This window comes from Microbacterium sp. LWH7-1.2 (assembly GCF_038397755.1).
Lineage (GTDB): Bacteria > Actinomycetota > Actinomycetes > Actinomycetales > Microbacteriaceae > Microbacterium.
On record NZ_CP151637.1, the window covers coordinates 629,645 to 655,059 of the forward strand.

Below are 25,415 nucleotides of genomic sequence, written 5' to 3' on the forward strand. Positions count from 1 at the left end.
AAGCCGCTGAGGGTCCGACCCGCAGCGTCAGGCGGGTTCGATGACGTTGAGCCGGTAGCCGCGCTTCACCACGGTCTTCACGAGGTCCGGAACCCCCAGCGACTCGCGGAGCCGCGCGACGGCCATCTCCACGGCGTGGGTGTTCTCGCCCGATCGCGGAAGCGCCGCCTGCAGGCGAGGTCGCGACACGACGCCGCCGTGGGCGTCGAACAGCGCGGCCACGATGTCGGTGGCGCTGCGCGACAGGGGGATGTGGCGGCCGTCGAGCACGATGCCCGTGCTGCGCAGTTCGAGGCGTCCCGCCGAGGTCGCCAGCGACGCCGCGCCGCCCCCGCCGAAGTGCGTGACGACGGCCCTCACCAGCGAGCCGAGGCGACCGCGCTCGGCAATCAGCGGCCGAAGGCCGGCATCCTGCAGCGGTCCGGCGGTGATCGGTCCGACGGCGGCCATGAGCAGGCGCCCCTCCGCCTCGCGGTCGACGATCTCGTCGAGCACGCCCTCGCCCCGCGCGGCGGCGATCCACTCCGCGGCGCCGGGGGCGGACGTGAACAGGACCGCGTCCACCTCGCCCTGCGCCGCCGCGACGACGGAGCGCGACACTGCGGCGGGGTCCGGGGGAGGACCCCAGCGGTACACGGTGAGGCTCACCACGTCCGCGCCCGCGCCCTGGAACAGCTCGTCGAGGCCGTCGGCTCCCGAACCGTGATGCTGCACGGCGACGCGCTTGCCGGCGACGCCTCCGGCCAGGAGGAACTCTCCCAGCTCGGCCGAGGTCTCGGACTCCGCCACCCAGTCGGCGGTGAGGCCCGCCTGCTGGATCGCGCCGCGGGCCTTGGGCCCGCGCGCGACGATCTGGGCGCGCGACAGGGCGAGGTGGAGGTCGTCGAGGAGTCCGGCTTCGTCGGCGGCCTCCATCCAGCCGCGGAAGCCCACGCCGGTCGTCGCGACGACCACGTCGGGCTGCAGCGCGATGAGCTCGCGCGTCGCGGCGATCAGGGCGTCATCGTCGATGTGGGGCACGATCGTCAGCGCGGGCGCGTGCCGCACCTGCGCGCCGTGACGCTCGAGCGCGGCGGCAAGCTCCGAGGAGCGACGATCGACCGCGATGACGATCGTGCAGCCGTCCAGTGCGGCCGAGAGGGTGGGGCGGGGGGTGGAGCTCAAAGGACGATGTCACCTGCCAGTTGGGGGTCGGGAAGCAGCAGCCCGGCGCGAGCGACCTCGCCGACCACGATGACCGCGGGATTGCGCACGCCGGCGAGGCCCGCGTCGACCACGACAGACCCCAGGGTACTGCGGGTCGTGCGCTGATCGCGGTGGTGGCCGCGCTCGACGATCGCGACGGGGCGATCGGCCGGCACCCCGGCGTGCAAGGCGTCTGACACGATGCGCGGCAGGGCGCCGACGCCCATGAGGATGACCGTCGTCACGGAGTCGTCACGGAGAGCCGCGAGCGTGGCCTCGGTCACCTCCGAGGGGCCGTTCATGATGTGCACCGCCCCCGCGACACCGCGATGGGTGATCGGGATGCCGGCGGCCTGGGGCACCGCGACGGCGCTCGAGATGCCGGGCACGACGTCGACGGGAATGCCCGCCGCGAGGCACGCGGCCACCTCCTCGCCGCCGCGGCCGAAGACGAAGGGGTCGCCGCCCTTGAGGCGCACCACGCGCTTGCCCGCGCGGGCGCGGTCGACGAGCAGCTCGTTGATCTCGTCCTGCGGGACCGGGTGGTGGCCGGGGAGCTTGCCCACGTCGATGATCTCGACGTCGGGGCCCACGTGGTCGCGGATGTCGGTCGGACCGAGCCGGTCCATGACGACGACCTCCGCCCGCGTCAGTAGACGCCATGCGCGCAGCGTGAGCAGATCGATGGGACCGGGGCCGCCGCCGATGAGGTCGACGCGCCCGACGGTGCTCTTCGCCCGCCCGCTCATCGCTCGCCGTCCCAGCGGACCAGCACGTGCCCGGCGTCGACGGTCACCGGCCAGACGTGCAGGCTCTTCGGCTCCTTGCCCTGCGTGTCGAGGCAGACGCCGGTGCGCAGGTCGAAGACCTGCTTGTACATCGGCGAGGCGACCGTGGGGACGTCCTGCCGGGTGCCGACGATGCCGCGCGAGATGACGTGCGCGTGGCTGTAGGGGTCGAGGTTCGAGACGGCGTGGACGCGGCCCGCCGACCCGTCGGGGCCGTGCAGGAGGAACAGCGCGATCTGCGTGCCGCCGAGGAGCGCCGCGCGACCGCGCTCCACCTCGAGGTCGTCCAGAGCGCACACGCGCACCCATCCGTCGGGGGCGGTGTATTCGTCCGTCTGCGGCTCGACGAGGGTCATCGGCGCACCTCCAGGGTCGTTCCGGCGATGAGCACGCGCGAGTCGGCGCGCTCATCCTCGGTGGCGGGTCGGGGCTGGCCGCGCTCGGCGGTGTATGCCAGCGAGGGGTCGGGCGTGGTCGGCGCGTTGACGAACGACGCGAACCGGCGGAGCTTCTCGGGGTCCTCGAGGGTCGCCTTCCACTCGTCCTCGTACGAGTCGAGATGGGCCGCCATCGCGGCGTCGAGGTCGGCGCAGATGCCGAGGCTGTCCTCGAAGATGACGTCGCGCAGACCTTCGATGCCGCCGTCCAGGTCCTCGAACCACGGCGCGGTGCGCTGAAGGCGATCGGCGGTGAAGATGTAGTACATCAGGAACCTGTCGATGGCCGTGAGGAGCTCATCGTCGCTGAGTCCCTCGGCGAGCAGGACCGCGTGGCGGGGCGTGAAGCCGCCGTTGCCGCCGACGTACATGTTCCATCCCGCCTCGGTGGCGATGACGCCGACGTCCTTGCCGCGCGCCTCCGCGCACTCCCGCGCGCAGCCCGAGACGCCGAGCTTCAGCTTGTGCGGCGAGCGGAGGCCCCGGTAGCGCAGCTCGAGCTGCACCGCCATGCCGACCGAGTCCTGCACGCCGTACCGGCACCACGTCGAGCCGACGCACGACTTCACCGTGCGCAGCGACTTGCCGTACGCGTGGCCGGACTCGAAGCCGGCGTCCACGAGCTGCTTCCAGATCTCGGGCAGCTGCTCGAGGCGGGCGCCGAACATATCGATCCGCTGGCCGCCCGTGATCTTCGTGTAGAGACCGAAGTCCTTCGCGACCTGGCCGATGACCAGCAGCCCCTCGGGCGTGATCTCACCGCCGGGGATGCGGGGGACCACCGAGTAGCTGCCGTCCTTCTGGAGGTTCGCCATCACGTGGTCGTTGGTGTCCTGCAGAGTGGCGTTCTCGCCTTCGAGCACGTGGCCCCTCACGAGCGTCGACAGGATGCTGGCGAGGGCCGGCTTGCAGATGTCGCAGCCCCGACCGGTGCCGAAGCGCTCGATGACGGCGCTGAAGGTCTCAAGACCCGACACCCGCACGGCGTCGAACAGCTGGCGACGCGACATGTCGAAGTGCTCGCAGATCGCGTTGCTCAGCGCCGCTCCGGACTTCGCGAGCTCGGTGCCGACGATCTTCTTGACCATCATCACGCACGAACCGCACGCGGCCCCGGCCTTCGTGCAGGACTTGATGGCCGCGACATCCGTGCAGCCCTCTTCGTGCACCGCGTGACGGATGGCCCCGGCCGTGACGCTGTTGCACGAGCACACGAGCGCCTCGTCGGGAAGGTCGCCGGTCGGTGCGGCGACGCCGCCCTCGGGCATGAGGTAGGCGGCCGGGTCACCCCCCAGCGCGCCGCCGACGAGCGGCCGGAGCGACCCGTACGCCGATGCGTCGCCGACGAGGATGCCGCCGAGCAGCGTCTTGGCGTCGTCCGAGAGCACGAGCTTCTTGTAGACGCCGGCGACGGGATCGGCGTAGGTGACGTCCAGCGCGCCAGGCGTCTCGGCGAAGGCGTCGCCGAAGCTGGCCACATCCACGCCCGACAGCTTGAGCTTCGTCGACAGGTCGTAACCGGGGAAGGATGCCTCGCCACCGAGCAGGCGCGTCGCGGCGACCTCGGCCATGGCATAGCCGGGAGCAACGAGGCCGACGCACATTCCGTCGTAATTGGCGACCTCGCCGATCGCCAGCACGCGGGGATCGGACGTCTGGCAGCCGGCGTCGATCAGCACGCCGCCGCGAGGGTGCACGTCGAGGCCTGCGGTGCGCGCGAGCTCGTCGCGGGGCCGCACGCCGACCGTGAACACGACGACGTCGGTGCGCTCGTAGGTGCCGTCGCGGAACTCGAGGCCCGTCACCTGCCCGGAACGGTCGGGGTCGAGGCGGGTGGTGACCGTCTCGGTCCTGACCGCGATGCCGCGCGACTCGATGAGACGACGCAGGGCGTTGCCGGCGGGGAGGTCCAGCTGCGCCGACATCAGCCGGTCGGAGGACTGGACCACCGTGCAGTCGACGTCGAGGCCCTGCAGGGCGCCCGCGGCCTCGAGTCCGAGGAGTCCGCCGCCGATGACGGTGCCGACGAGCGGACGCCCGAGCTCGGCCGAGCGTCGCTGCACGAACTCCTCGAGCTTCTCGACGTCGTCGAGGGTGCGGTAGACGAAGCAGCCTTCGAGGCCGAAGCCGTCGACGGACAGACGTGCGGCGTAGGAGCCCGTCGCGAGGATGAGGCGGTCGTAGGCCACGCTCGTGCCGCTGCGCGTCGTCACGCGGCGTGCGCCGCGGTCGATGCGGGTGACGGCCTCGCCGCGGAGGAACCGCACGCGCTCGTCGTCGAGCACTGCGCGCTCGAGCTCGAGGTCTTCGGGAGAGGCGCCCGCGAAGAACCCGGTCAGTCCGACCCGGTCGTAGGGGTGGCGCTCCTCCTCGCCGATGAGCGTGATGCGCCACTCCTCGCCGGCCCGGCTGAGCAGGCTCTCGACGAAGCGGTGGGCGACCATGCCCGCGCCGACGATCACCACGTGGGTGCCGAGGGCAGGGGTCTCACTCATGCCGTCACCGTACGCGGGTGATGTTGCAGCAGCGTCAGCGTCATGTTTCCGGCTGTTGACACGGTCGCGGTGGGCCATGGCTCCTCCTCTGTGGCGGACGTCTCGGTCACGCTGACGCTACGAGGGCGGTGTTTCACCTCCCGTGGGCGGCGATTACCCCGAGCGAACGTTTCTCTCACACCGTTCTGCGCAGCGTTGTGAGAAGCGGGCGCTTACCGTGTCGATGCCGCACGCGCCACCCCGGGAGGCCTGTCACCGTCTCCCGCTAGGGTGAAGGCCCCGCCGAAATGGAGCGTGAATGCAGATCTGGCCCGGATCCCCCTACCCGCTTGGTGCGACCTTCGATGGAAGCGGCACCAACTTCGCTCTGTACAGCGAGGGGGCCGAACGCGTCGAGCTGTGCCTGTTCGACGAGGACGGCGGCGAGACCCGCGTCGAGCTCGTCGATGTGGACGCCTTCGTCCACCACGGATACGTTCCGTCCGTGCAGCCCGGCCAGCGCTACGGCTATCGCGTCCACGGCGACTACGACCCCTCGCAGGGCAAGAGATTCAACCCGAACAAGCTCCTCCTCGACCCGTATGCCAAAGCCGTCGAGGGGCAGATCCAGTGGGGCCAGTCCGTCTTCGGCTATGACTTCGGCGATCCTGACTCACGCAATGACGAGGACTCCGCCGCGCAGCAGATGATGGGCGTCGTCGTGAACCCGTACTTCGACTGGAGCGGAGACCGGCAGCCGAAGACGCCGTATGCGGAGTCCTTCATCTATGAGGCGCACGTCCGAGGGCTCACCCAGCTGCATCCGTCCATCCCGGAGGACATCCGCGGGACGTACAGCGCCATCGCGCACCCCGCCATCATCGAGCACCTCCAGAAGCTCGGCGTGACGGCGATCGAGCTGATGCCGGTGCACCAGTTCGTCGACGACTCGGTGCTCGAGGAGAAGGGACTCTCGAACTACTGGGGCTACAACACGATCGCCTTCCTCGCCCCTCAGAACACCTATTCGTCGAGCGGACAGCGCGGCCAGCAGGTGCAGGAGTTCAAGGCGATGGTCAAGGCGCTCCACGCCGCCGGAATCGAGGTGATCCTCGACGTCGTGTACAACCACACGGCCGAAGGGAACCATCTGGGACCCACCCTGTCGATGCGCGGCATCGACAACGAGGCCTACTACCGGCTGGAAGACGACGACAAGCGCTACTACACGGACTACACCGGCACCGGGAACAGCCTCAACGTCGGCAACCCGCACACGTTGCAGCTCATCATGGACTCGCTGCGCTATTGGGTGCTCGAGATGCATGTCGACGGCTTCCGGTTCGACCTCGCATCGACGCTCGCGCGCGAGTTCTACGAGGTCGACCGACTGGCGGCGTTCTTCGAACTCGTGCAGCAGGACCCGGTGGTGTCGCAGGTGAAGCTCATCGCGGAGCCGTGGGACGTCGGGCCGGGCGGCTACCAGGTCGGCAACTTCCCCCCGCAGTGGACCGAGTGGAACGGCAAGTATCGCGACACCGTGCGCGACTTCTGGCGGGGTGAACCGGCGACGCTGGGGGAGTTCGCCTCGCGGCTCACCGGCTCGTCCGATCTGTATGAGCACTCCGGCCGGCGTCCCGTCGCATCCATCAACTTCGTCACGGCGCACGACGGGTTCACCCTGCGCGATCTCGTCTCGTACAACGAGAAGCACAACGAGGCCAACGGGGAAGACAACCGCGACGGTGCCGACGACAACCGTTCGTGGAACGGCGGCGTCGAAGGACCGACGGACGACCCGGACGTCCTGGCGCTCCGCGCGCGCCAACAGCGCAACTTCATCGCAACGCTGCTGCTGTCGCAGGGAGTGCCGATGCTGCTGCACGGCGACGAGCTCGGCCGCACGCAACAGGGGAACAACAACGGCTACGCACAGGACAACGAGATCACGTGGGTGGACTGGTCGGCCCCCGATCAGCCGCTGGTCGAGTTCACGGCCGCCTTGGCACGCCTGCGCCGCGAGCACCCGACCTTCCGCCGGCGTCGCTTCTTCGACGGCCGTCCTGTGCGCCGCGAGGAGGGCGCGCCCATCCCGGACATCGCCTGGGCGCGTCCGGACGGGTCGCAGATGCAGCCCGAGGACTGGGACTCGGGCTTCGGGCGCGCGGTGGCCGTGTTCCTCAACGGCGACGGCATCCGGGAGCGGGATCGCCGCGGAGACCCGATCGCCGACGACCATTTCATCGTGCTGTTCAACGCGGGCGACGATGTGGTCGACTTCGTCATCCCCGACGTGGAGTTCAGCCCTGAATGGGATGTCATCGTCGACACCGCCGGCCTGCACGCGAACACCGCGCCGGTGGAGCCCGGCTCCACGCTGTCGGTGCCGGGGCGTTCCCTCATGGTGCTCCGCGAGCATGAGCTGCCGGAGCCCGAGATCGATCACTCGGTCGCCGCGTCGCTGGCCGTGACGAGTGTCGCCGGCATCGACGAGGTCCCGGGCGCCGCCCCCCGTCCCGAGCTCTCCCGCTGAGAGGACCGCCGTGCCGACGCCTCGACCGAGATCCACGTACCGCCTCCAGATCCGACCGTCGTTCACCCTCGACGACGCCGCTGCCCTGCAGCAGTACCTGACCGATCTCGGGGCGGACTGGGTGTACTTCTCGCCCATCCTCACGGCATCGGAGGGCTCGGACCACGGCTACGACGTCGTGGACCCCACCACCGTCGACCCGGCTCGGGGTGGCCGCGGCGCGCTCGAGCGCGCTTCGCGTGTCTTCCACGACGCGGGGCTCGGCATCCTCGTCGACATCGTCCCGAACCATGTCGGCGTCGCGCGCGCCGAGGAGAACGCCTGGTGGTGGGATGTCCTCACCCACGGGCCCGCGTCGCGTCACGCGGCCGCATTCGACATCGACTGGGCGTTCGGCGGCGGCAGGGTGCGCCTCCCGGTCCTCGGCGAGGATGTCGGTGCCGCCGCCTCCTCGGGAGCGCTGCGCGTCGAGGGCGGCGAGCTCCACTACTACGACCACCGGTACCCGCTCGCGCCGGGCAGTGCCGCCGTCGGTGACGATGTGCTGGATGTGCACGATCGACAGCATTACGAGCTCATGGACTGGCGGAGAGAGGCGGACGACTTGAACTACCGCCGCTTCTTCGGGGTGTCGAGCCTGGCAGCGGTGCGGGTCGAAGATCGCGCGGTGTTCGACGAGACCCATGGGGAGGTCGGCAGCTGGTTCGCCGAGGGGCTGGTGGACGGCCTGCGAGTCGACCATCCGGACGGCCTGCGCGCCCCCGTCGACTACCTCGAGCGGCTGCAGGAGCTCACGGGCGGCGCATACGTGGTGGTCGAGAAGATCCTCGAGCACGGCGAGGCGCTCCCGCAGTTCTTCGCCGCCGACGGCACGACGGGCTACGAGACGCTGGCCGACATCGACCGCGTTCTGGTGGATCCGTCCGGCGAGCCGGGACTGGACACGCTCGACGAGCGGCTGCGCAAGGCATCCGATCTGCCGGCTGCGTTCCCGTGGGCGGAAGTGATAGCCGGCACCAAGCGCGCCATCGGCGAGGGCATCCTGCGCTCAGAGGTGCGCCGGCTCGCGCGCGACCTGGGTGCGCCGGACGACCCCGCCACGCAGGACGCGCTCGTCGAGCTGCTGGCACGCTTCCCCGTGTACCGTTCGTACCTGCCCGCCGGACGCGGGCACCTCGACGAGGCGGCTGCGGCGGCACGGGCGCACCGTCCGGATCTGGCCGGTGCGATCGACGCTGTTCTGCCGGCCCTTGCCGATCCGCAGCATCCTGCCGCCCTGCGCTTTCAGCAGACGAGCGGCATGGTGATGGCCAAAGGCGTCGAGGACACCGCGTTCTACCGCGCGACGCGCCTCGGGACACTGACCGAAGTGGGGGCCGATCCTTCCGTGTTCGCGCTGCCGGTCGACCGCTTCCACGCTGCGCAGGCGGCGCGGCACGCAGCATGGCCCCATTCCATGACGACGCTGTCGACCCACGACACCAAGCGGGGGGAGGACGTGCGCGCGCGGCTCGCGGTGCTGGCGGAGATCCCGGCCCGTTGGACGCAGGTCCTCGAAGAGCTGACGGATGCTGCCACCACCGGCCACGGTCCCTTCGACGCGCTGCTGTGGCAGGCGATCGTGGGCGCCTGGCCGGCCTCGCGGGAGCGCCTGCACGCATACGCCGAGAAGGCTGCACGGGAGGCCGCCGAGGCGACGTCGTGGCTCGCTCCGGACGTGCGGTTCGAGCGTCGCGTGCACGCGGTGGTCGACGGCGCCTTCGACGACCCCGACGTCGCTCGGCGGCTGGAGTCGTTCGTGTCGGAGATCGAGGGCGCCGGATGGTCGAACTCCCTTTCGGCCAAGCTGCTGCAGCTCACGGGACCCGGCGTGCCTGACGTCTACCAGGGGAGCGAGCTCTGGGAGCAGAGCCTGGTCGATCCCGACAATCGTCGCACCGTGGACTTCGATGAGCGCCGGCGCCTCCTGTCGCTCATCGAGGCGGGAGATCAGCCTGTCGTCGACCGAACCGGCGCGGCGAAGCTGCTCGTCACCGCCCGCGCCCTGCGGCTGCGCCGAGACCGGCCCGAGCTCTTCACCCGGTACACGGCCATGACGGTCGTCGGCGCCGCGGCGGATCATGCGATCGCCGTCGATCGTGGCGGTGCGGTGGCGGTGGCCACACGGCTGCCTGTCGGCTTGGCGGCGCGGGGCGAGGGCACTGGTTCACCCTGGGGAGACACGATGCTGCTGCGCCATGCGGGGCCCACGACCGACGTGCTGACGGGACGCGTGTACTCCGGCCACGTCCTGCTGGCGGAACTGCTGGACCTCTATCCGGTCGCTCTCCTCGTGGCGGGGGAGCTCCCGTGACCCCCGAGGTGTGGGCGCCGCGCGCCGGCAGTGTGGCGCTCCGCGTCGCCGGCCACGCTGACGACCGTACGATGACACGCCTCGAGGGCGGATGGTGGCGCGCCGAGACCGACCTCCAGGACGGAGACGAGTACGGGTTCGTCCTCGACGGCGCAGACCATGCCCGCCCGGATCCGCGCTCGCGCAGGCAGCCGCGTGGCGTCCACGAACTCAGTGTCGTCTTCGATCCCGCGGCGCACGAGTGGGCGGACGCGGCCTGGACGGGACGCCAGCTCGCGGGCGGAGTCGTCTATGAGCTGCACGTCGGCACCTTCACACCGGAGGGGACGCTGGATGCTGCGATCGATCGGCTCGGGCACCTCGTGGAGCTGGGCATCGACTTCGTGGAGCTGCTGCCGGTGAACGGCTTCAACGGCGGACACAACTGGGGCTACGACGGCGTGCTCTGGTACGCCGTGCACGAGCCCTACGGCGGGCCCGCCGCGTACCAGCGCTTCGTCGACGCCTGCCATGCCCACGGCATCGGCGTCATCCAGGACGTCGTCTACAACCACCTCGGCCCGAGCGGGAACTATCTGCCCGAGTTCGGTCCGTACCTGCGTGACGCCGAGTCGAACACCTGGGGCTCGTCCGTCGACCTCGACGAGCCCGAGGTGCGTCGTTTCATCGTCGAGAACGCGCTGATGTGGCTCCGCGACCATCACGTCGATGGACTTCGCCTCGATGCCGTCCACGCGCTCCAGGACCGCTCGCCCGTCCACATCCTCCAGGAGCTGGCCGAGGCGGTCGACGCGCTCAGCGCGCATCTCGGGAGGCCGCTCACTCTCATCGCGGAGTCCGACATGAACGACGCCCGGCTGATCGCTGCGCGTGAGGCCGACGGCTACGGGCTGACCGCGCAGTGGAGCGATGACTACCACCACGCGCTGCACGTCGCGCTGACGGGCGAGACCGCGGGCTACTACGCCGACTTCGCCCCCCTGGCCGCTCTCGTCAAGGCCGCGACGCGGGGGTTCTTCCACGACGGCACCTGGTCGTCGTTCCGGGGCCGCGACCACGGGCATCCCATCGATCCCCGCATTCCGGCATGGCGACTCGTCACGTTCTCACAGGACCACGACCAGATCGGCAATCGCGCGGCGGGGGACCGGCTTTCGCAGACGCTGGACGAGGGCGGTCTCGCGATCGCCGCTGTCCTCACCGTCCTCACCCCGTTCACACCGATGCTGTTCATGGGGGAGGAGTGGGCTGCGTCGACCCCCTGGCAGTTCTTCACGTCCCATCCGGAACCGGAGCTCGGCGAAGCGACCGCGCGCGGACGCAAGGCGGAGTTCGCGGCGATGGGGTGGGACGAGTCGGTGGTGCCCGATCCCCAGGATCCTGAGACGTTCCAGCGGTCCAAGTTGCAGTGGGTGGAGAGGGATGCCGGTGTCCACGCCCGGATCCTTGCGCTCTACCGATCCCTCCTCCAGCTCCGCCGGGCGCACGCCGACCTGTCGGAACCGCACTTCCGTGCCATCTCGGCCGAAGCGGACGAGGAGCGGCGTTGGTTCCGGCTGCGCCGTGGCACGACCGAGGTCCTGGTGAACTTCGCCGCCGAGCCGGTCACGGTTCCCGCTCCGGAGACTCCCGACGTGCACCTGGCCACCGACCCACGCGCGTACGTGGTCGACGGGAGGGCCGCGCTGCCGGCGCGGTCAGCCGTGGTGCTCTCAGACCGAGGTCGGTGAGATCAGGCGACGCCGAGCCACGAGCGGTCGGTGAGGACGATCGGGCCGTCCTCGGTGATCGCGACGGTGTGCTCGGAGTGAGCGCCGCGGGAGCCGTCGGCGGATCGGAGCGTCCAGCCGTCGGGGTCGGTGACGAGTTCGTCGGTCGTCTCGAGGAACCACGGCTCCAGTGCGAGGACGAGGCCCGCGCGGAGAGGGTAGCCGCGGCCTGCCTTGCCGTCGTTCGCGACGTGCGGATCGCCGTGCATCTCCCGCCCCACGCCGTGGCCGCCGAAGTCGGTGTTGATCGAGTAGCCGTCGGCGTGGGCGATCGCGGCGATCGACGCCGAGATGTCGCCGATGCGATTTCCCACCGTCGCCGCGCCGATGGCGGCGGCCAGCGCGCGCTCGGTGGTGTCGATGAGCGAGAGGTCCTCGTCGCGCGGTGTGCCGACGACGAACGAGACCGCCGAGTCAGCGACCCAGCCGTCCACCGACACGGCGAAGTCGAGCGAGACGAGGTCGCCGTCGCGCAGGGCGTAGTCGAAGGGGAGGCCGTGCAGCACCGCATCGTTGACGGACGTGCAGATGACCTTCCCGAACGGGCGGGCTCCGAACGACGGGTGGTAGTCGATGTAGCAGGACTCGGCCCCGGCGCGGCGGATGAGGTCGTGCGCGCGACGGTCGATCGCGAGGAGGTTCGTACCCACCTTGGTCTCGTCGCGCAGCGTCGCGAGGGTCTCGGCGACGAATCGCCCGGCGGGCTTCATCGCCTCGATCTCGGCAGGCGTGCGCAACTCGATCATGTGGGGGATCCTCTCGTTCCCCTCCATTCTGTCTGACCAGTCGGCGCGGGGCTGGGAGGATGCTCCGCGGCACGCGGAAGCGGACCACGGGGTCGTCCGCGGGCGTAGCATCAGTGGCATGTGGCTGCGTCGCGCATTCTTCGGCTGGCTGATACCGGCCGCCTTCCTGCTGCCGCTGTGGCTCCTCGTCGGATGGGCCGTGTTCAACGCCGGCGGATGGGCGTTCCTGTGGGTGCTGTTCCTCGCCATACCGGGCGTGTTCCTGTGGCAGCTCCTGCTCACGCTCCTGGTGCGTGCCCGGGGAACGGTTCGCGCGCACCGCGCGGTCTCCTGGTGGGACGTGCTGGGCTTCACGGTCTGGCACCTCCTCGTGATCTCCCTCGGCTTCTTCGCAGAAGCGTGGTGGGCGCCCGTGATGGTCGTCGCGATCCTCGCCGGCGTCGGCCTGTTCTGGCTCGAGCTGTGGCAGCTGTGGAGTGAGGCGCGACCATCGCGGTTCGTCCTGCACAGCTCGGACGGGGTCGCGTACATCCCGGCCCAGGCGGACGCGCCCGAGGCGGCTCCGCGCGAGGTCATCGTCATCACGGAGAAGCAGACGCCGCCCGCGAGCTGACGCGTTTGGCCGGGTGCGCCATCCATGGCAGAATAGATCTTTGTGCCCTGACCGGTTCTGCCTCAGGGGAATCAGCTGGACGGCTTCACGCCGGAGGCCTGCGGCACGCTCTAGTCCTTTACCATCCTTCCCGCGGTCGACCTGTGGCGGCCGCAGAGAGAGACGATCATGCAGATCCTCGACGCCGTCGACGCGGCTTCGCTCCGCTCCGACATCCCCGCGTTCAACGCCGGCGACACCGTGAAGGTGCACGTCAACATCACCGAGGGCAACCGCTCGCGTATCCAGGTCTTCCAGGGCGTCGTCATCGGCCGCTCGGGCGACGGCGTGCGCGAGACCTTCACGGTCCGCAAGATCAGCTTCCAGGTCGGCGTCGAGCGCACCTTCCCGGTGCACTCCCCGGTCATCGACCACATCGAGGTCGTGACCCGCGGTGACGTGCGTCGCGCGAAGCTGTACTACCTGCGCAACCTCCGTGGCAAGAAGGCCAAGATCAAGGAGAAGCGCGAGAGCAACTGACGCTCCTCCCGCAGCGTTTTTCACGAAGCCCCGGACCATATACGTCCGGGGCTTCGTCGTACTCCGGAAGGGCCGGAGTGTGCGACCCTTGAAGGCGGGGTCGCCGCGACCGTCGGCACCCGCGAAGGAACTCATGACGACCGAGAAGTCGGCTCCGGCCGAGCCGGCGCCCGGCCCTGAGCCCGCCGCGACCATACAGCCGCGTCGTCGGGGCTGGCTGGTGTTCCTGCGCGACGTGGTCGTGATCATCTTGATCGCGGTGCTCGTCTCCCTCGTCGTCAAGACGTTCCTCGTGCGGTCGTTCTATATCCCCTCGGGATCCATGGAGGACACCCTCCACATCAAGGACCGCATCCTCGTCGACGAGATCACCCCGCGGTTCGGCGCTTACGAGCGCGGCGACATCGTGGTCTTCCAGGATCCAGGAGGCTGGCTTCCTCCCAGCACCGATCCCGCGCGTCCGCCCCTCGTCGAGGGCGTGGAGTGGGTGCTGTCTCTCGTCGGCTTGGCGGCGCCCGACAGCGACGACCATCTCGTCAAGCGCATCATCGGCCTGCCCGGCGACCACGTCGTGTGCTGCAACGCCATCGGGCAGATCACGGTCAACGACGTGCCGATCGACGAGACCGTCTACCTGAAGCTTCCCGCGGGCGAGACCGCGGCGTCGGGCGACTCCTTCGACGTGACGGTCCCCGTCGGCAGTCTCTGGGTGCTCGGCGACAACCGCTACCGCTCGAAGGACTCGCGATACAACACCGACCAGCCGGGCAAGGGCTTCGTCCCGATCGACAACCTCGTCGGCCGCGCGTTCCTCGTGACGTGGCCATTCGACCGCTTCGGGCTCCTCGACTTCCACCACGACGTGTTCGCCGGGGTTCCCGACGCGGAGCCGGAGGGCGGCGGGCAGTGACCGTCGCCGAGCCCCGCCTGACGCTCGAGCGCCGGCTCCTGCGCGAGCACACGCTCGTCATCGCGTGCGACGAGGTGGGGCGAGGAGCGCTGGCGGGGCCGGTCGCGGTCGGCGCGGCGGTCGTCGACGCCCCGCGATCGCGCAAGCGCATCCCACAGGGCCTGCGCGACTCGAAGCTGGTGCCGGAGCTCCGACGCGCCGACGTCGCGGCGCGCGCCGCGTCGTGGGTCGCCGCCAGCGCCGTCGGGTGGGCGAGCTCCCAGGAGATCGACGAGATCGGCATCATCCGCGCCCTCGGGCTCGCCTCGATCCGAGCGATCGCGGACCTCCGCGCGCACGGCGTCGTGCCGGAGGACGCCATCGTGATCCTCGACGGCAACTACGACTACATCCGTCCTGCCGGGGAATGGGGCCTCACGGTGCGTCCGGTGATCAAGGCCGACCGCGATTGCGCATCGGCGGCCGCAGCATCCGTCATCGCCAAGGTCGCGCGCGACCGCCTCATGACGGAGCTGCATGACGAGCTTCCCGCGTACAACTGGGCACGCAACAAGGGATACGCGAGCCCGGACCATCGCGAAGCGATCCGTGAGCACGGCATCAGCCGGCATCACCGCGCGTCGTGGTCGATCGCCGACGCACCGACGCTGTTCTGAGCGTTCGCCACCCGCGGACCCGGACTCCGGGCATACGCTCGCGCCCATAGGATGGGATCACCATGGATGACGAGGTCTTCGAAGACTACGACCGCGAGCTCGAACTTGCTCTGTACCGCGAGTACCGCGATGTCGTCTCGCAGTTCCAGTACGTGATCGAGACGGAGCGGCGCTTCTACCTCGCGAACGAGGTCAACGTCGTGCGCCGCGACACCGAGCACGACTTCTACTTCGAGATCTCGATGTCCGACGTCTGGGTCTGGGACATTTACCGCGCCGACCGCTTCGTGAAGGCAGTCCGAGTGCTGACGTTCAAGGACGTCAACGTCGAGGAGCTCTCGCGACGCGATTTCCACCTGCCGGAGGAGCTCTCGCTCGACACCTGAGCGGGCGCGCCGCCTCCTCCCCAGGCCTCTCGTTCCGGGACTCCGACCGAGTTCTGAACGGATGCCGCGACCTCGCGCCCGCGCGGATGCCCGCGCGCGCGACGATGCCGGAATGGCAGATAAAGACGTTCTCGGGCGCGCGGGCGAGGAACGCGCCGCCCGGTACTTCGAGGCGCAGGGTTTCACCGTCCTCGCCCGCAACTGGCGATGCCGGGACGGCGAGATCGACCTCGTGGTCGGCGACCGGTCCGCGGTCGTCGTCGTCGAGGTGAAGACGCGCAGGGGCGAGGAGTTCGGGCATCCGTTCGAGGCGATCGACGCACGCAAGCGCGGCCGGCTCTGGCGACTCACGATCGCGTGGGCGAGCGCGCACCGCGAGCTCGTCCAAGGACGGCGGCTGCGGATCGACGCGATCGGCATCGTGGGCGTCGACCCCCGCACGGCGCGCCTGGAGCACCTCGTCGACGTGGAGGTGCCGTGAAGGTCGCGCGCACGTGGGCCGTCGCCCTCGTCGGCGCCGAGGGCGAGTGCGTCGAGGTCGAAGCGGACCTCTCGAACCAGCAGCCGGACTTCCGCATCATCGGGCTTCCCGACAAAGCGCTCGGCGAATCGGTCCAGCGCGTGCACAACGCCTGCGCGAACAGCGGCACGCCGCTCACGCGGCGACGCCTCACGGTGAACCTTTCGCCCGCGAGCCTGCCCAAGCACGGGTCCGGATTCGACGTCGCCATCGCGGTCGCGTCCCTTGCCACCGAGACCTCCATGGACGCGGGCTCGGTGGCGTCCGCGGTCCACATCGGAGAGCTCGGGCTCGACGGCCGACTCCGGCCCGTGCCGGGGGTCCTTCCGGCGGTGGTCGCGGCGCGGCGGGCGGGGCATCGCCGCGTCGTCGTGCCGCACGCCAACGGTCCCGAGGCGGCGCTCGTCGAGGGCGTCGAGGTGCTCGCCGCCGTCAGTCTCTCGCAGGTGATCGCGTGGCACGGCGGTGACGTCGAGGTCGCCGATGTCGATCCGGTGGCATTGCCGGACGATGAGGACGCGCCCGAACCCGCCCTCGATCTCGCTGAGGTGATCGGGCAGCGCGATGCCGTGGAGGCGCTGGTCGTCGCCGCCGCCGGCGGCCATCATCTGCTGATGTGCGGACCGCCGGGCGCGGGCAAGACGATGCTCGCCCGGCGGCTGCCCGGTATCCTCCCCGAACTCGACGATCGTGCGGCGCTGGTGGCGGCCTCGATGCGGAGCCTCGCGGGTTCACGGGTCGTAGAACTGTCGCGCACCCCGCCGTTCGTCGCGCCGCACCACAGTGCGAGCGTGGCCGCCCTGGTGGGCGGCGGCACGCGGGTGGTGCGTCCCGGCGCGATCGCGCGTGCGAGCGAGGGCGTGCTGTTCCTCGACGAGGCGGGGGAGTTCGCCGCGAGCGCGCTCGACGCGCTCCGGCAGCCGCTCGAGTCCGGCGCGATCACGATCGACCGTGCGGGCGCCCACGCCGAGTATCCCGCGCGGTTCCAGCTCGTTCTCGCCACCAACCCCTGTCCGTGCGGCGACTACGGCATCCGGGGCGGCACCTGCACGTGCCCGCCGGCGGCGATCCGTCGCTACCTCGGCCGGCTGTCGGGGCCGCTCCTGGATCGCATGGACATCGAGCTGACCTTGACGCGCGTCGGCGTCGCGCAGCGGGGCACGGGGCCGACCGTCTCGACCGCGACCGCTCGGGAGCAGGTCGCCGATGCGCGGGCACGCGCGCGCCATCGCCTCGCCGATACGCCGTGGACAGTGAACGCCGACGTGCCCGGCACGTGGCTGCGCGAGGGCCCTGCCGCGCCGTCCCCGGTCGTGCGACGTCCGCTCGACGCGGCCCTGCACCGCGGCGCGCTCACTCTGCGCGGGTACGACAGGGTGCTGCGCGTCGCGTGGTCGCTCGCCGACATCGAGGGGCGCGGCCGGCTCGGGGCGGAGCACGTCGGCCGCGCGCTCTACCTGAAGAAGGGGATCGCGCTGTGATCGCGTTCGATCTGGGCGCCGACGCCGCCCGGCGCGCGCTCTCGCCCGCGGGCGTCGAGTACGGCGCCGATGCGGCCCGTGAGCGGTATGCGACGGCGGTCTGGTGCCAGCTCATCGAGCCGGGCGACTCGGCCGCGGGGCGCATCATCGGCGCCCTCGGTCCGGTCGCGAGCCTGGAAGCGGTCGTCGCCGGCGACGAACTCGCCGAGCTCTCGCCCAAAGAAGCGGCGGAGGGGCGCAAGCGCTGGCTGCCGCGACTGTCGGCGGGCTCCGTCGCCGACTCCCTGACCACGGCGGCGGCACGCTGCGTGAGGTTGGTGACGCGGGCCGATCCCGAATGGCCGGCGCAGCTCGACGACCTCGGAGCGCACGCGCCGCTGTGTCTGTGGGTGCGGGGCGATGCGTCGGCGCTCTCGCGCCTCCGCGCATCCGTCGCCATTGTCGGCGCCAGGGCCGCGACCCACTACGGCGATCACGTGGCGAGGGAGCTCGCGGCCGATCTGGCGGGCAGCGGCATCGCGGTCGTCTCAGGCGGCGCCTACGGCATCGATGGCTCGGCGCACCGCGCGGCCCTCTTGGCGGGCGGCCTCACGGTCGCACTGCTCGCGGGCGGCGCTGACCGCGCGTATCCCTCGGGCCATACCCAGCTGATCGACGACGTCGCCCGACGCGGGGTCGTGGTGAGCGAAGTGGCGTGCGGCTCCGCGCCCACCAAGTGGCGCTTCCTGCAGCGAAATCGGTTGATCGCCGCGCTCTCGGCCGCCACCGTCGTGGTCGAGGCGGGGTGGCGCAGCGGATCGCTGAACACCGCCGGCCACGCGGCTGCCCTGTCGCGTCCCCTCGGTGCCGTGCCCGGACAGATCACCTCGGCGACGTCGGCGGGCACGCACCGGCTCATCCGCGAGTACGGGGCGCAGTGCATCACCAGCGCCGACGACGTGCGAGAGCTGCTGGGCTTGGATGGCGGCACGGATGCTGCCACCGTCGCGCGCGGGCCCTACACCGGGGACGCGACCCGGGTGAAGGACGCCATGAGCACCCGCGTCTGGCGGGACGCCCGCGACATCGCGCGCCGCGCGGGCATGGCGGCCGACGTCGTCGAGGGGATCCTCGGGCTGCTGCGACTGGAAGGAGCTGTCGAGTCGGGGGTCGAGGGCTGGCGGCTGCTCCGGTCCGGAGGGCGATGACCGGATGACTGCGCACGCGAGTGCGCGTCGCACGGCGCTCGAGGGAACCGCCTGGCTCATGCTGGAACCATGGACATCCCGGAGGGGGCGGCGGCGTATCTGCGTCATCTCGCGGAGGTGCGGCGCCTCTCGCCGGCCACGGTGCGGGCGTACCGGTCCGATCTGGAAGGACTGGCCGATGCTTGCGGCGACGTCGAACTCGCGGCCGTCGATCTCGAAAGCCTCCGCGATTGGCTGTGGCGCGCCGTCCAGCGCGGCGACAGCCGCGCCACGATCGCGCGGCGTACGGCAGCCGTCCGAGGCTTCTTCGCCTGGGCGACCGAGACCGGCGCGATCGGCGCGGACCCGAGCCTTCGGCTGGTCGCCCCGAAGCGCGGGAAGACTCTGCCCAAGGTCGCCACCGCCGACACGCTGAGCGACGTGCTCGATCGTCTCGCGTCGGCGGCCGCCGACGGCGATCCCGTCGCGCTGCGCGACCATGCGATGCTCGAGCTTCTTTACGGCGCAGCGGTGCGCGTCTCGGAGCTGTGCGGGCTCGATGTCGACGACCTTGATCACGACCGCCGCACGGCCCGCGTGCTGGGCAAGGGATCGAAGGAGAGGGTCGTACCGTTCGGGCTCCCCGCGCTCAGGGCGATCGACGCCTACGTCGTGCGCGGCCGGCCGGCGCTTCTCGCCCGACGAGCGGACGACGCGTCCGTTCCCGCGCTCTTCCTGGGCGCCCGGGGCGGGCGGATCGGGCCGCGCGCCGTCTACGACCTTGTATCGCGCCGGCTCGGACCGGAGCTCGGCGCCCAGGTGGGACCGCATGCCCTGCGTCACTCGGCCGCGACCCACCTCCTCGACGGCGGCGCAGACCTGCGCGCCGTCCAGGAGATGCTGGGCCATGCCAGTCTCGGCACCACGCAGATCTATACCCACGTCTCCAGCGAGAGACTCGCTACGTCGTACCGCCTCGCGCACCCGCGGGCCTGATCGCCGTCAGCAGCAAGGGAGCAGCACCGCGCGCGGCACCCCGCCCAGGAGGACGAACGGATTGATGTAGACGCCGTCGAGGCGCACACCGAAGTGCACCGTACCGGCCTCGGCGTGCCCGCCGGCAGACACCGTGCCCAGTGCCGCGCCCCTGTCGACCGGTGTTCCTGCTCGGAGGGGTGAGTCGATGGGCTCGAGCGTCGACACGAGACCGTCGCCGTGGTCCACGGTGATCACGCCGCGTCCGGCGACCTGACCCGAGAACGCGACGACGCCCGCGGCAGGAGCGAGTACGACGTCTTCGCCGACCGGTAGAAGGTCGACGCCCCGGTGCCCCGGTCCGTACACATGGGGCGGCGCGACGAAGGGGCGCACCAGCCGGAACGGATGCACGGGCCACCGCCAGTCGCGCGCGAGCGACACCGTTGCGCCATCTGCGACCGGCCCCGGATCGGTGAGCTCGGCGTGTGCCGTCGCGGTCGGCGACAGAGCCAGCACGACACCCACGGCGGCGATGGCCGCGAGGTGTGCGGGCGGCCGGGCGAATCGGCGATGTGGGAGGGACGCGCGCTGCGACATGACACCACCCTGACCCGCGCGAGGCAGCGCCGGCTCGACGCGACGGAAGCGCGTGGACAAGCGTCGCGATCGGCCGTCGGGGGAGGAGGAGCGGTCCGGCCGCTCCTGATACACTGGGTGCGCACTCCGCGTGTCGGAGTGACTCCGCGTGCCCAGAGCGCCGCAAGCCCCGAGTCTGACGAAGGGTGAGGCGCGGCATCCAACCCCGACGGTCCCTGCGAGCGCTTTCGAGCGAGCGCGGGGCGGGATTGAGCCGGGTACCAGGCCACGCCGGCCGCGAGCCGGCGCGAGAACAACCGCAACAGGCGCGTACGCGCCGGAACAGGAGAACGGCCATGGCCGTCGTCACCATTCGCCAGCTGCTCGACAGCGGCGTCCACTTCGGACACCAGACCCGCCGGTGGAACCCGAAGGTCAAGCGCTTCATCCTCACGGAGCGCAGCGGCATCCACATCATCGACCTGCAGCAGTCGCTGACGTACATCGACAAGGCGTACGAGTTCGTCAAGGAGACCGTCGCGCACGGCGGCACCATCCTCTTCGTCGGCACCAAGAAGCAGGCTCAGGAAGTCATCGCCGAGCAGGCGACCCGCGTGGGCCAGCCCTACGTCAACCAGCGCTGGCTGGGTGGTCTGCTCACCAACTTCTCGACCGTGTCGAAGCGTCTCGCACGCATGAAGGAGCTTGAGGAGCTCGACTTCGAGGACCCGGCTGCGAGCGGCTTCACAAAGAAGGAGCTTCTCCTCAAGAAGCGCGAGCTCGACAAGCTCCACAAGTCGCTCGGCGGTATCCGCAACCTGCAGAAGACCCCCTCGGCCATCTGGGTGGTCGACGCCAAGCGCGAGCACCTCGCGATCGACGAGGCGTCGAAGCTCGGCATCCCGGTGATCGGCATCCTCGACACCAACGCCGACCCGGACGAGTTCCAGTACCCGATCCCGGGCAACGACGACGCGATCCGCTCGGTGGGCCTGCTCACCCGCATCATCGCCGACGCCGCCGCCGAGGGCCTGATCCAGCGCCACCAGCCCACCGACGAGGCCGCGGACGCGGAGCCCCTCGCCGACTGGGAGCGCGAGCTGCTCGAGCAGGGCGCGCCCGTCGTGACCGACGTCGCCGAGGTCGAGACCATCGCGACCGAGTCGGCCGCCGACGAGGCTGGTGCCGAGACCGCCGAGGCTGCAGAGGCCGCCGAGGTCGCAGAGGCCGCCGAGGCGACCCCCGCCGAGTAAGGCTCACACACACTCCGCCCCGGCGGGATCGACCAGACCGAGCGGTCCGGACGGTCCCGCCGAGGCATCCGACGAGAACTCACACACATCAAGGAGCCGCCACCCATGGCAAACTTCACGATCGCCGACATCAAGGCGCTGCGCGAGCAGCTCGGCACGGGCATGGTCGACACCAAGAAGGCGCTCGAGGAGGCCGACGGCGACCTCGAGAAGGCCGTCGAGATCCTGCGCCTCAAGGGCGCGAAGGGCAACGCCAAGCGCGCCGACCGCTCCACGAGCGAGGGTCTGGTCGCAGCCAAGGAGGTCGATGGTCAGGTCACCATCATCGAGCTCAACACGGAGACCGACTTCGTCGCGAAGAACGACCGCTTCATCGCCCTCGCGGAGAAGGTCCTCGACGCCGCTGCCGCCGCGCACGCAGACTCGGCCGAGGCCGCACTCGCCGCGCCCGCCGGCAGCCAGACGGTCGCCGAGCTCATCTCGGACGAGGCCGCGATCATCGGCGAGAAGGTGGAGCTGCGTCGCGTGAACACGCTATCGGGCGACAAGTTCGAGATCTACCTCCACAAGACGAGCAAGGACCTGCCGCCGCAGGTCGGTGTCGTCCTCGCCTATTCGGGTGACGACGCCGAGACGGCGCGCAGCCTCGCGCAGCACATCTCGTTCGCGAACCCGTCGTACCTGTCGCGCGACGAGGTCCCCGAGGCCGAGGTCGAGAAGGAGCGCGAGATCGTCACCGAGATCTCCCGCAACGAGGGCAAGCCCGAGGCCGCCCTCCCGAAGATCGTCGAGGGCCGCGTGAACGCGTTCTTCAAGCAGGTCTCGCTGCTCGACCAGGATTACGCGAAGGACAACAAGCAGTCCGTCGCGCAGGTCGCGAAGGACGCGGGTCTGACCCTGACGGGCTTCGCCCGTTACAAGGTCGGCGCCTGACCTTCTGAGAAGGCCCGCATCGGCAATCCGATGCGGGCCTTTTCTCATGCCCTTCGATAGTTTGTCGTAGACGAGAGGACCACAGTGATCAACGAGAACACCGGGCGCCGCCGCGTCCTTCTGAAGCTGTCCGGCGAAGCGTTCGGCGGAGGCCAGCTGGGTGTGAACCCCGACGTGGTCAGTCAGATCGCCCAGGAGATCGCGGCAGCCGTCGACCGCGTCGAGATCGCGGTGGTCGTCGGCGGCGGCAACTTCTTCCGCGGCGCCGAGCTGAGTCAGCGCGGCATGGACCGCGGCCGGGCCGACTACATGGGAATGCTCGGCACCGTCATGAACGCCCTCGCCCTGCAGGACTTCCTCGAGCAGGCCGGCGCCGCCACGCGTGTGCAGTCCGCGATCTCGATGACGCAGGTCGCCGAGCCCTACATTCCACGCCGTGCGGAGCGTCACATGGAAAAGGGCCGCGTGGTCATCTTCGGCGCCGGCGCCGGTCTGCCCTACTTCTCCACCGACACCGTCGCCGCGCAGCGCGCGCTCGAGATCGACGCGCAGGAGGTGCTCGTCGCGAAGAACGGGGTGGACGGCGTCTACACCGCGGACCCGAAGAAGGATGCCTCGGCCACCATGATCGATCGCATCACGTACCTCGACGCGTTGCAGCGCGGTCTGAAGGTCGTCGACTCGACGGCGTTCAGCCTCTGCATGGACAACCGCATGGACATGCGCGTGTTCGGCATGGAGCCTGCGGGCAACGTGACGAAGGCTCTCCTGGGCGAGGCCATCGGCACGCTGGTCACGGCGTGACGCGCCGCGCGTCGATAGACTTGACCAGCCCCATCTACGCGAAGGAGACACTGTGATCGCGGACGTCTTGGCCGATGCCGGAGTGCGCATGGACCGCGCCGTCGAGGCAGCGAAGGAGGACTTCGCCACGGTGCGCACCGGACGCGCGAACCCGCAGCTGTTCCAGAAGGTCCTCGTCGACTACTACGGCAGCCCGACGCCGCTCGCGCAGCTCGCGTCGATCAACAACCCCGAGGCGCGCACGCTCCTCATCACGCCGTACGACAAGTCGGCGCTGAAGGCGATCGAGCAGGCGATCCGCGACATCCCGAACCTGGGCGTCAACCCGACGAACGACGGCAACCTCGTGCGCGTCACGATGCCCGAGCTCACCGAGGAGCGCCGCAAGGAATACGTGAAGCTCACCCGCACCAAGGGCGAGGACGCCAAGGTCCACGTGCGCGGCATCCGTCGCAAGGCGAAGGACGACATCGACGCGCTGAAGGGCGAGGTCGGCGAAGACGAGCTCGCCCGCGGCGAGAAGGAGCTCGACGCGCTCACGCGCGCGCACGTCGACGCCATCGACGAGGCGCTCAAGCGCAAAGAGGCCGAACTCCTCGAGGTCTGAGGTCTGCCCATGACCGACGCATCCGACCCGCCGCGGAGCGACGAGCCCTCCTCACCCCAGACGCGGCGCGAGGCGGGGGAGGCGCGGCGCGCTGCGGAGGTCCACGACACCGGCCCGGCGCTGCAGTCGCATCTGCGAGCAGCGCGCAGCGAGCTGGAGGGCCACGTCGCCCAGGCGCGAGCAGATTTCGAGGAGGCGAACGAGCGCATCAAGGAGCGCACCGGTCGCGACCTCATCGTCGCGACGCTCATCGGCCTCGCGATCGGTGTCGTGCTGCTCGGATCGCTGCTGTTCGTGAAGTGGGCGTTCGTGCCGTTCGCCGTCGCCGCAGCGATGCTCGCGCTCTTCGAGTTCGCGCGCGCACTGATCGCCAGCGGTCGTCGGGTCGATCTGATCCCGCAGCTCATCGCCGGCGCGGTGGTCGTGCTGTCGGCGTACTTCGTCGATTCCTGGCTGCACTGGGTGCTGCTGTTCGTCGCGCTGGCGTTCGTCGTGGTGTGGCGACTGGTCGGTCAGATGGCAGCGCACGACGGCCGCGTGTACGGCCTCGTGCTGGGCGACGTGCTCATCGCGACGTTCCTGCAGCTCTATGTCGCCTTCCTCGGAAGCCTCACCCTCGTGCTGCTGGCGAAGGACGGCGGCGAGTGGTGGGTCCTGTCGTTCATCATCGTCGCCGTCGCGGTGGACACGGGCGCGTACGCCGCGGGCATGACCATGGGCAAGCATCCCATGGCGCCCCGCATCAGCCCGAAGAAGACGTGGGAGGGGTTCGCGGGTGCCGGAGCCGCCGCGATCCTCGCCGGCGTTCTCGTCGGGCTTTTCATGCTCGGTCTCCAGTGGTGGATGGGTGCCGTGTTCGGCATCCTCATCCTCGCCACGGCCACGGTCGGCGACCTGGGAGAATCGATGATCAAGCGCGACCTGGGGATCAAGGACATGAGCTCCTGGCTTCCGGGGCACGGCGGCGTGCTGGATCGACTCGACTCGATCCTGCTGTCTGTCGTCGCGGCGCTGACCCTCTACTACCTCTTCACTCCGCTGGTGGCATCATGACGACATCGCAGGCGACCGCGCGGGCATCTTTCCCCGAAGCGCGAGGACGTGAGAAGGGCTACGACAAGCAGCCCGTCGACGAGTTCCTCGCGCGGGCACGCGCGTCGTTCGAGCGCGGGACGGACGCCTTGACGTCGGCCGACATCCGGCAGGTCGCGTTCCCGCTGGTGCGGCACGGTTACGCCATCGCGTCGGTCGATGCCGCTCTCGGCCGCATCGAGGATGCCTTCGCGGCTCGCGAGCGCGCCTCGGCGGTGGCAGCCTCGGGTGCGAAAGCGTGGGTCGGCCACACGCGCGAGCTCGCCCAGGAGGTCCTCGACCGTCTCTCGCGCCCGGCCAAGCGCCGTTTCGACCGCGTCTCGCCCTTGCGCTACGGCTACCGCATCGCGGAGGTCGACCTCGTCACCGACAAGCTCGCGCGCTTCCTGGAGACCGGCGACTCGGTCACCGTCGAACAGGTGCGGTCGGTCGCATTCCGCATGCAGCGCGGGGGGTATCGCGAAACACAGGTCGACGCGGTCCTGGATGCCGTCGTCGAGGTGATGCTCGCCGTCAAGTGAGACGCGCGGGTTCCGCGGATGGCATGCTCTCGGGCGCCTGTGCGAGAATCAGGACACTGTGACTTCTGGAAACGAGCTGCACCACACCAGACGCGCCCGACGTCACGAGGTGGCG

General features: G+C 70.2%; 24 protein-coding genes. 18 read left to right on the forward strand and 6 right to left on the reverse strand.

The window, feature by feature from the left end; all coding sequences use genetic code 11:
• Window positions 1–27: 27 nt before the first annotated feature.
• Genes MRBLWH7_RS02985 through nirB form a run of 4 tightly spaced genes read right to left on the reverse strand, consistent with a single transcriptional unit; the run spans window position 28 to window position 4,905 of the window.
• Window positions 28–1,164: a uroporphyrinogen-III synthase gene (locus MRBLWH7_RS02985; protein ID WP_341999009.1), complete on the reverse strand. Its 1,137-nt coding sequence runs from the start codon at window positions 1,162–1,164 to the stop codon at window positions 28–30.
• A complete protein-coding gene (gene cobA / locus MRBLWH7_RS02990) occupies window positions 1,161–1,934 on the reverse strand; it encodes a uroporphyrinogen-III C-methyltransferase (RefSeq protein ID WP_341999011.1) in 774 nt (257 codons plus the stop codon). Before cobA ends, MRBLWH7_RS02985 begins: the two co-directional genes overlap by 4 nt.
• Entirely contained in the window at window positions 1,931–2,329 is a 399-nt protein-coding gene (gene nirD / locus MRBLWH7_RS02995; RefSeq protein ID WP_341999014.1) for a nitrite reductase small subunit NirD, read from the reverse strand. Before nirD ends, cobA begins: the two co-directional genes overlap by 4 nt.
• On the reverse strand, window positions 2,326–4,905 hold the full coding sequence (nirB, locus tag MRBLWH7_RS03000) for a nitrite reductase large subunit NirB (protein WP_341999016.1): 2,580 nt from the start codon (window positions 4,903–4,905) through the stop codon (window positions 2,326–2,328). The genes nirD and nirB overlap by 4 nt, the downstream gene beginning before the upstream one ends.
• 298 nt (window positions 4,906–5,203) lie before the next feature.
• Between nirB and glgX the strand changes: the two genes are divergently transcribed.
• The 3 genes from glgX to treZ are packed head-to-tail and all read left to right on the forward strand — an operon-like array spanning window position 5,204 to window position 11,500.
• A complete protein-coding gene (gene glgX / locus MRBLWH7_RS03005) occupies window positions 5,204–7,417 on the forward strand; it encodes a glycogen debranching protein GlgX (protein ID WP_341999018.1) in 2,214 nt (737 codons plus the stop codon).
• Window positions 7,418–7,427: 10 nt separating this feature from the next.
• Window positions 7,428–9,770, forward strand: a complete 2,343-nt coding sequence (gene treY / locus MRBLWH7_RS03010) for a malto-oligosyltrehalose synthase (protein ID WP_341999020.1) — start codon at window positions 7,428–7,430, stop codon at window positions 9,768–9,770.
• A complete protein-coding gene (treZ, locus tag MRBLWH7_RS03015; protein ID WP_341999022.1) occupies window positions 9,767–11,500 on the forward strand; it encodes a malto-oligosyltrehalose trehalohydrolase in 1,734 nt (577 codons plus the stop codon). The genes treY and treZ overlap by 4 nt, the downstream gene beginning before the upstream one ends.
• A 2-nt stretch (window positions 11,501–11,502) precedes the next feature.
• Here the strand turns inward: treZ and map are convergent, their stop codons facing one another.
• Entirely contained in the window at window positions 11,503–12,285 is a 783-nt protein-coding gene (gene map, locus MRBLWH7_RS03020) for a type I methionyl aminopeptidase (protein WP_341999024.1), read from the reverse strand.
• Window positions 12,286–12,403: 118 nt separating this feature from the next.
• Here map and MRBLWH7_RS03025 point away from each other — a divergent pair, with 118 nt between their 5' ends.
• From MRBLWH7_RS03025 to MRBLWH7_RS03065, 9 genes are all read left to right on the forward strand, one after another.
• A complete protein-coding gene (locus MRBLWH7_RS03025) occupies window positions 12,404–12,898 on the forward strand; it encodes an MFS transporter permease (protein WP_341999026.1) in 495 nt (164 codons plus the stop codon).
• 168 nt (window positions 12,899–13,066) lie between these two features.
• Entirely contained in the window at window positions 13,067–13,417 is a 351-nt protein-coding gene (gene rplS / locus MRBLWH7_RS03030) for a 50S ribosomal protein L19 (protein ID WP_045297891.1), read from the forward strand.
• Between the two features lie 133 nt (window positions 13,418–13,550).
• Window positions 13,551–14,327 carry a signal peptidase I gene (gene lepB, locus MRBLWH7_RS03035; protein WP_341999028.1) on the forward strand — a complete coding sequence of 259 codons (777 nt, stop codon included), beginning with the start codon at window positions 13,551–13,553 and terminating at the stop codon, window positions 14,325–14,327.
• Entirely contained in the window at window positions 14,324–14,983 is a 660-nt protein-coding gene (locus MRBLWH7_RS03040; protein ID WP_341999030.1) for a ribonuclease HII, read from the forward strand. The genes lepB and MRBLWH7_RS03040 overlap by 4 nt, the downstream gene beginning before the upstream one ends.
• A 62-nt stretch (window positions 14,984–15,045) precedes the next feature.
• Window positions 15,046–15,369: a DUF2469 family protein gene (locus MRBLWH7_RS03045; RefSeq protein ID WP_045297888.1), complete on the forward strand. Its 324-nt coding sequence runs from the start codon at window positions 15,046–15,048 to the stop codon at window positions 15,367–15,369.
• A gap of 112 nt (window positions 15,370–15,481) precedes the next feature.
• Window positions 15,482–15,850 (forward strand): YraN family protein, encoded by a 369-nt coding sequence (locus MRBLWH7_RS03050; protein ID WP_341999034.1) that lies wholly within the window; start codon window positions 15,482–15,484, stop codon window positions 15,848–15,850.
• Window positions 15,847–17,370, forward strand: a complete 1,524-nt coding sequence (locus tag MRBLWH7_RS03055; RefSeq protein WP_341999036.1) for a YifB family Mg chelatase-like AAA ATPase — start codon at window positions 15,847–15,849, stop codon at window positions 17,368–17,370. Before MRBLWH7_RS03050 ends, MRBLWH7_RS03055 begins: the two co-directional genes overlap by 4 nt.
• A complete protein-coding gene (dprA, locus tag MRBLWH7_RS03060; RefSeq protein ID WP_341999039.1) occupies window positions 17,367–18,557 on the forward strand; it encodes a DNA-processing protein DprA in 1,191 nt (396 codons plus the stop codon). Before MRBLWH7_RS03055 ends, dprA begins: the two co-directional genes overlap by 4 nt.
• A 69-nt stretch (window positions 18,558–18,626) precedes the next feature.
• Complete coding sequence (locus MRBLWH7_RS03065; protein WP_341999041.1) at window positions 18,627–19,532, forward strand: tyrosine recombinase XerC; 906 nt, start codon at window positions 18,627–18,629, stop codon at window positions 19,530–19,532.
• A gap of 6 nt (window positions 19,533–19,538) precedes the next feature.
• Here MRBLWH7_RS03065 and MRBLWH7_RS03070 read toward each other — a convergent pair whose 3' ends face one another.
• Window positions 19,539–20,111 carry a M23 family metallopeptidase gene (locus MRBLWH7_RS03070; protein WP_341999043.1) on the reverse strand — a complete coding sequence of 191 codons (573 nt, stop codon included), beginning with the start codon at window positions 20,109–20,111 and terminating at the stop codon, window positions 19,539–19,541.
• 335 nt (window positions 20,112–20,446) lie between these two features.
• Between MRBLWH7_RS03070 and rpsB the strand changes: the two genes are divergently transcribed.
• The 6 genes from rpsB to MRBLWH7_RS03100 all read left to right on the forward strand — a co-directional run bounded on the left by rpsB (window position 20,447) and on the right by MRBLWH7_RS03100 (window position 25,300).
• Window positions 20,447–21,343, forward strand: a complete 897-nt coding sequence (gene rpsB, locus MRBLWH7_RS03075; protein ID WP_341999045.1) for a 30S ribosomal protein S2 — start codon at window positions 20,447–20,449, stop codon at window positions 21,341–21,343.
• A 105-nt stretch (window positions 21,344–21,448) separates the two neighbouring features.
• A complete protein-coding gene (gene tsf / locus MRBLWH7_RS03080; protein WP_203579638.1) occupies window positions 21,449–22,276 on the forward strand; it encodes a translation elongation factor Ts in 828 nt (275 codons plus the stop codon).
• An 84-nt stretch (window positions 22,277–22,360) separates the two neighbouring features.
• On the forward strand, window positions 22,361–23,080 hold the full coding sequence (pyrH, locus tag MRBLWH7_RS03085; protein WP_341999048.1) for a UMP kinase: 720 nt from the start codon (window positions 22,361–22,363) through the stop codon (window positions 23,078–23,080).
• A 52-nt stretch (window positions 23,081–23,132) separates the two neighbouring features.
• The gene (gene frr, locus MRBLWH7_RS03090) at window positions 23,133–23,687 is read left to right on the forward strand and encodes a ribosome recycling factor (RefSeq protein WP_045297881.1); all 555 of its coding nucleotides are present in this window, start codon (window positions 23,133–23,135) and stop codon (window positions 23,685–23,687) included.
• A gap of 9 nt (window positions 23,688–23,696) precedes the next feature.
• Entirely contained in the window at window positions 23,697–24,740 is a 1,044-nt protein-coding gene (locus tag MRBLWH7_RS03095; RefSeq protein ID WP_341999050.1) for a phosphatidate cytidylyltransferase, read from the forward strand.
• Window positions 24,737–25,300 carry a DivIVA domain-containing protein gene (locus tag MRBLWH7_RS03100; protein ID WP_341999052.1) on the forward strand — a complete coding sequence of 188 codons (564 nt, stop codon included), beginning with the start codon at window positions 24,737–24,739 and terminating at the stop codon, window positions 25,298–25,300. The genes MRBLWH7_RS03095 and MRBLWH7_RS03100 overlap by 4 nt, the downstream gene beginning before the upstream one ends.
• Window positions 25,301–25,415: the final 115 nt, after the last annotated feature.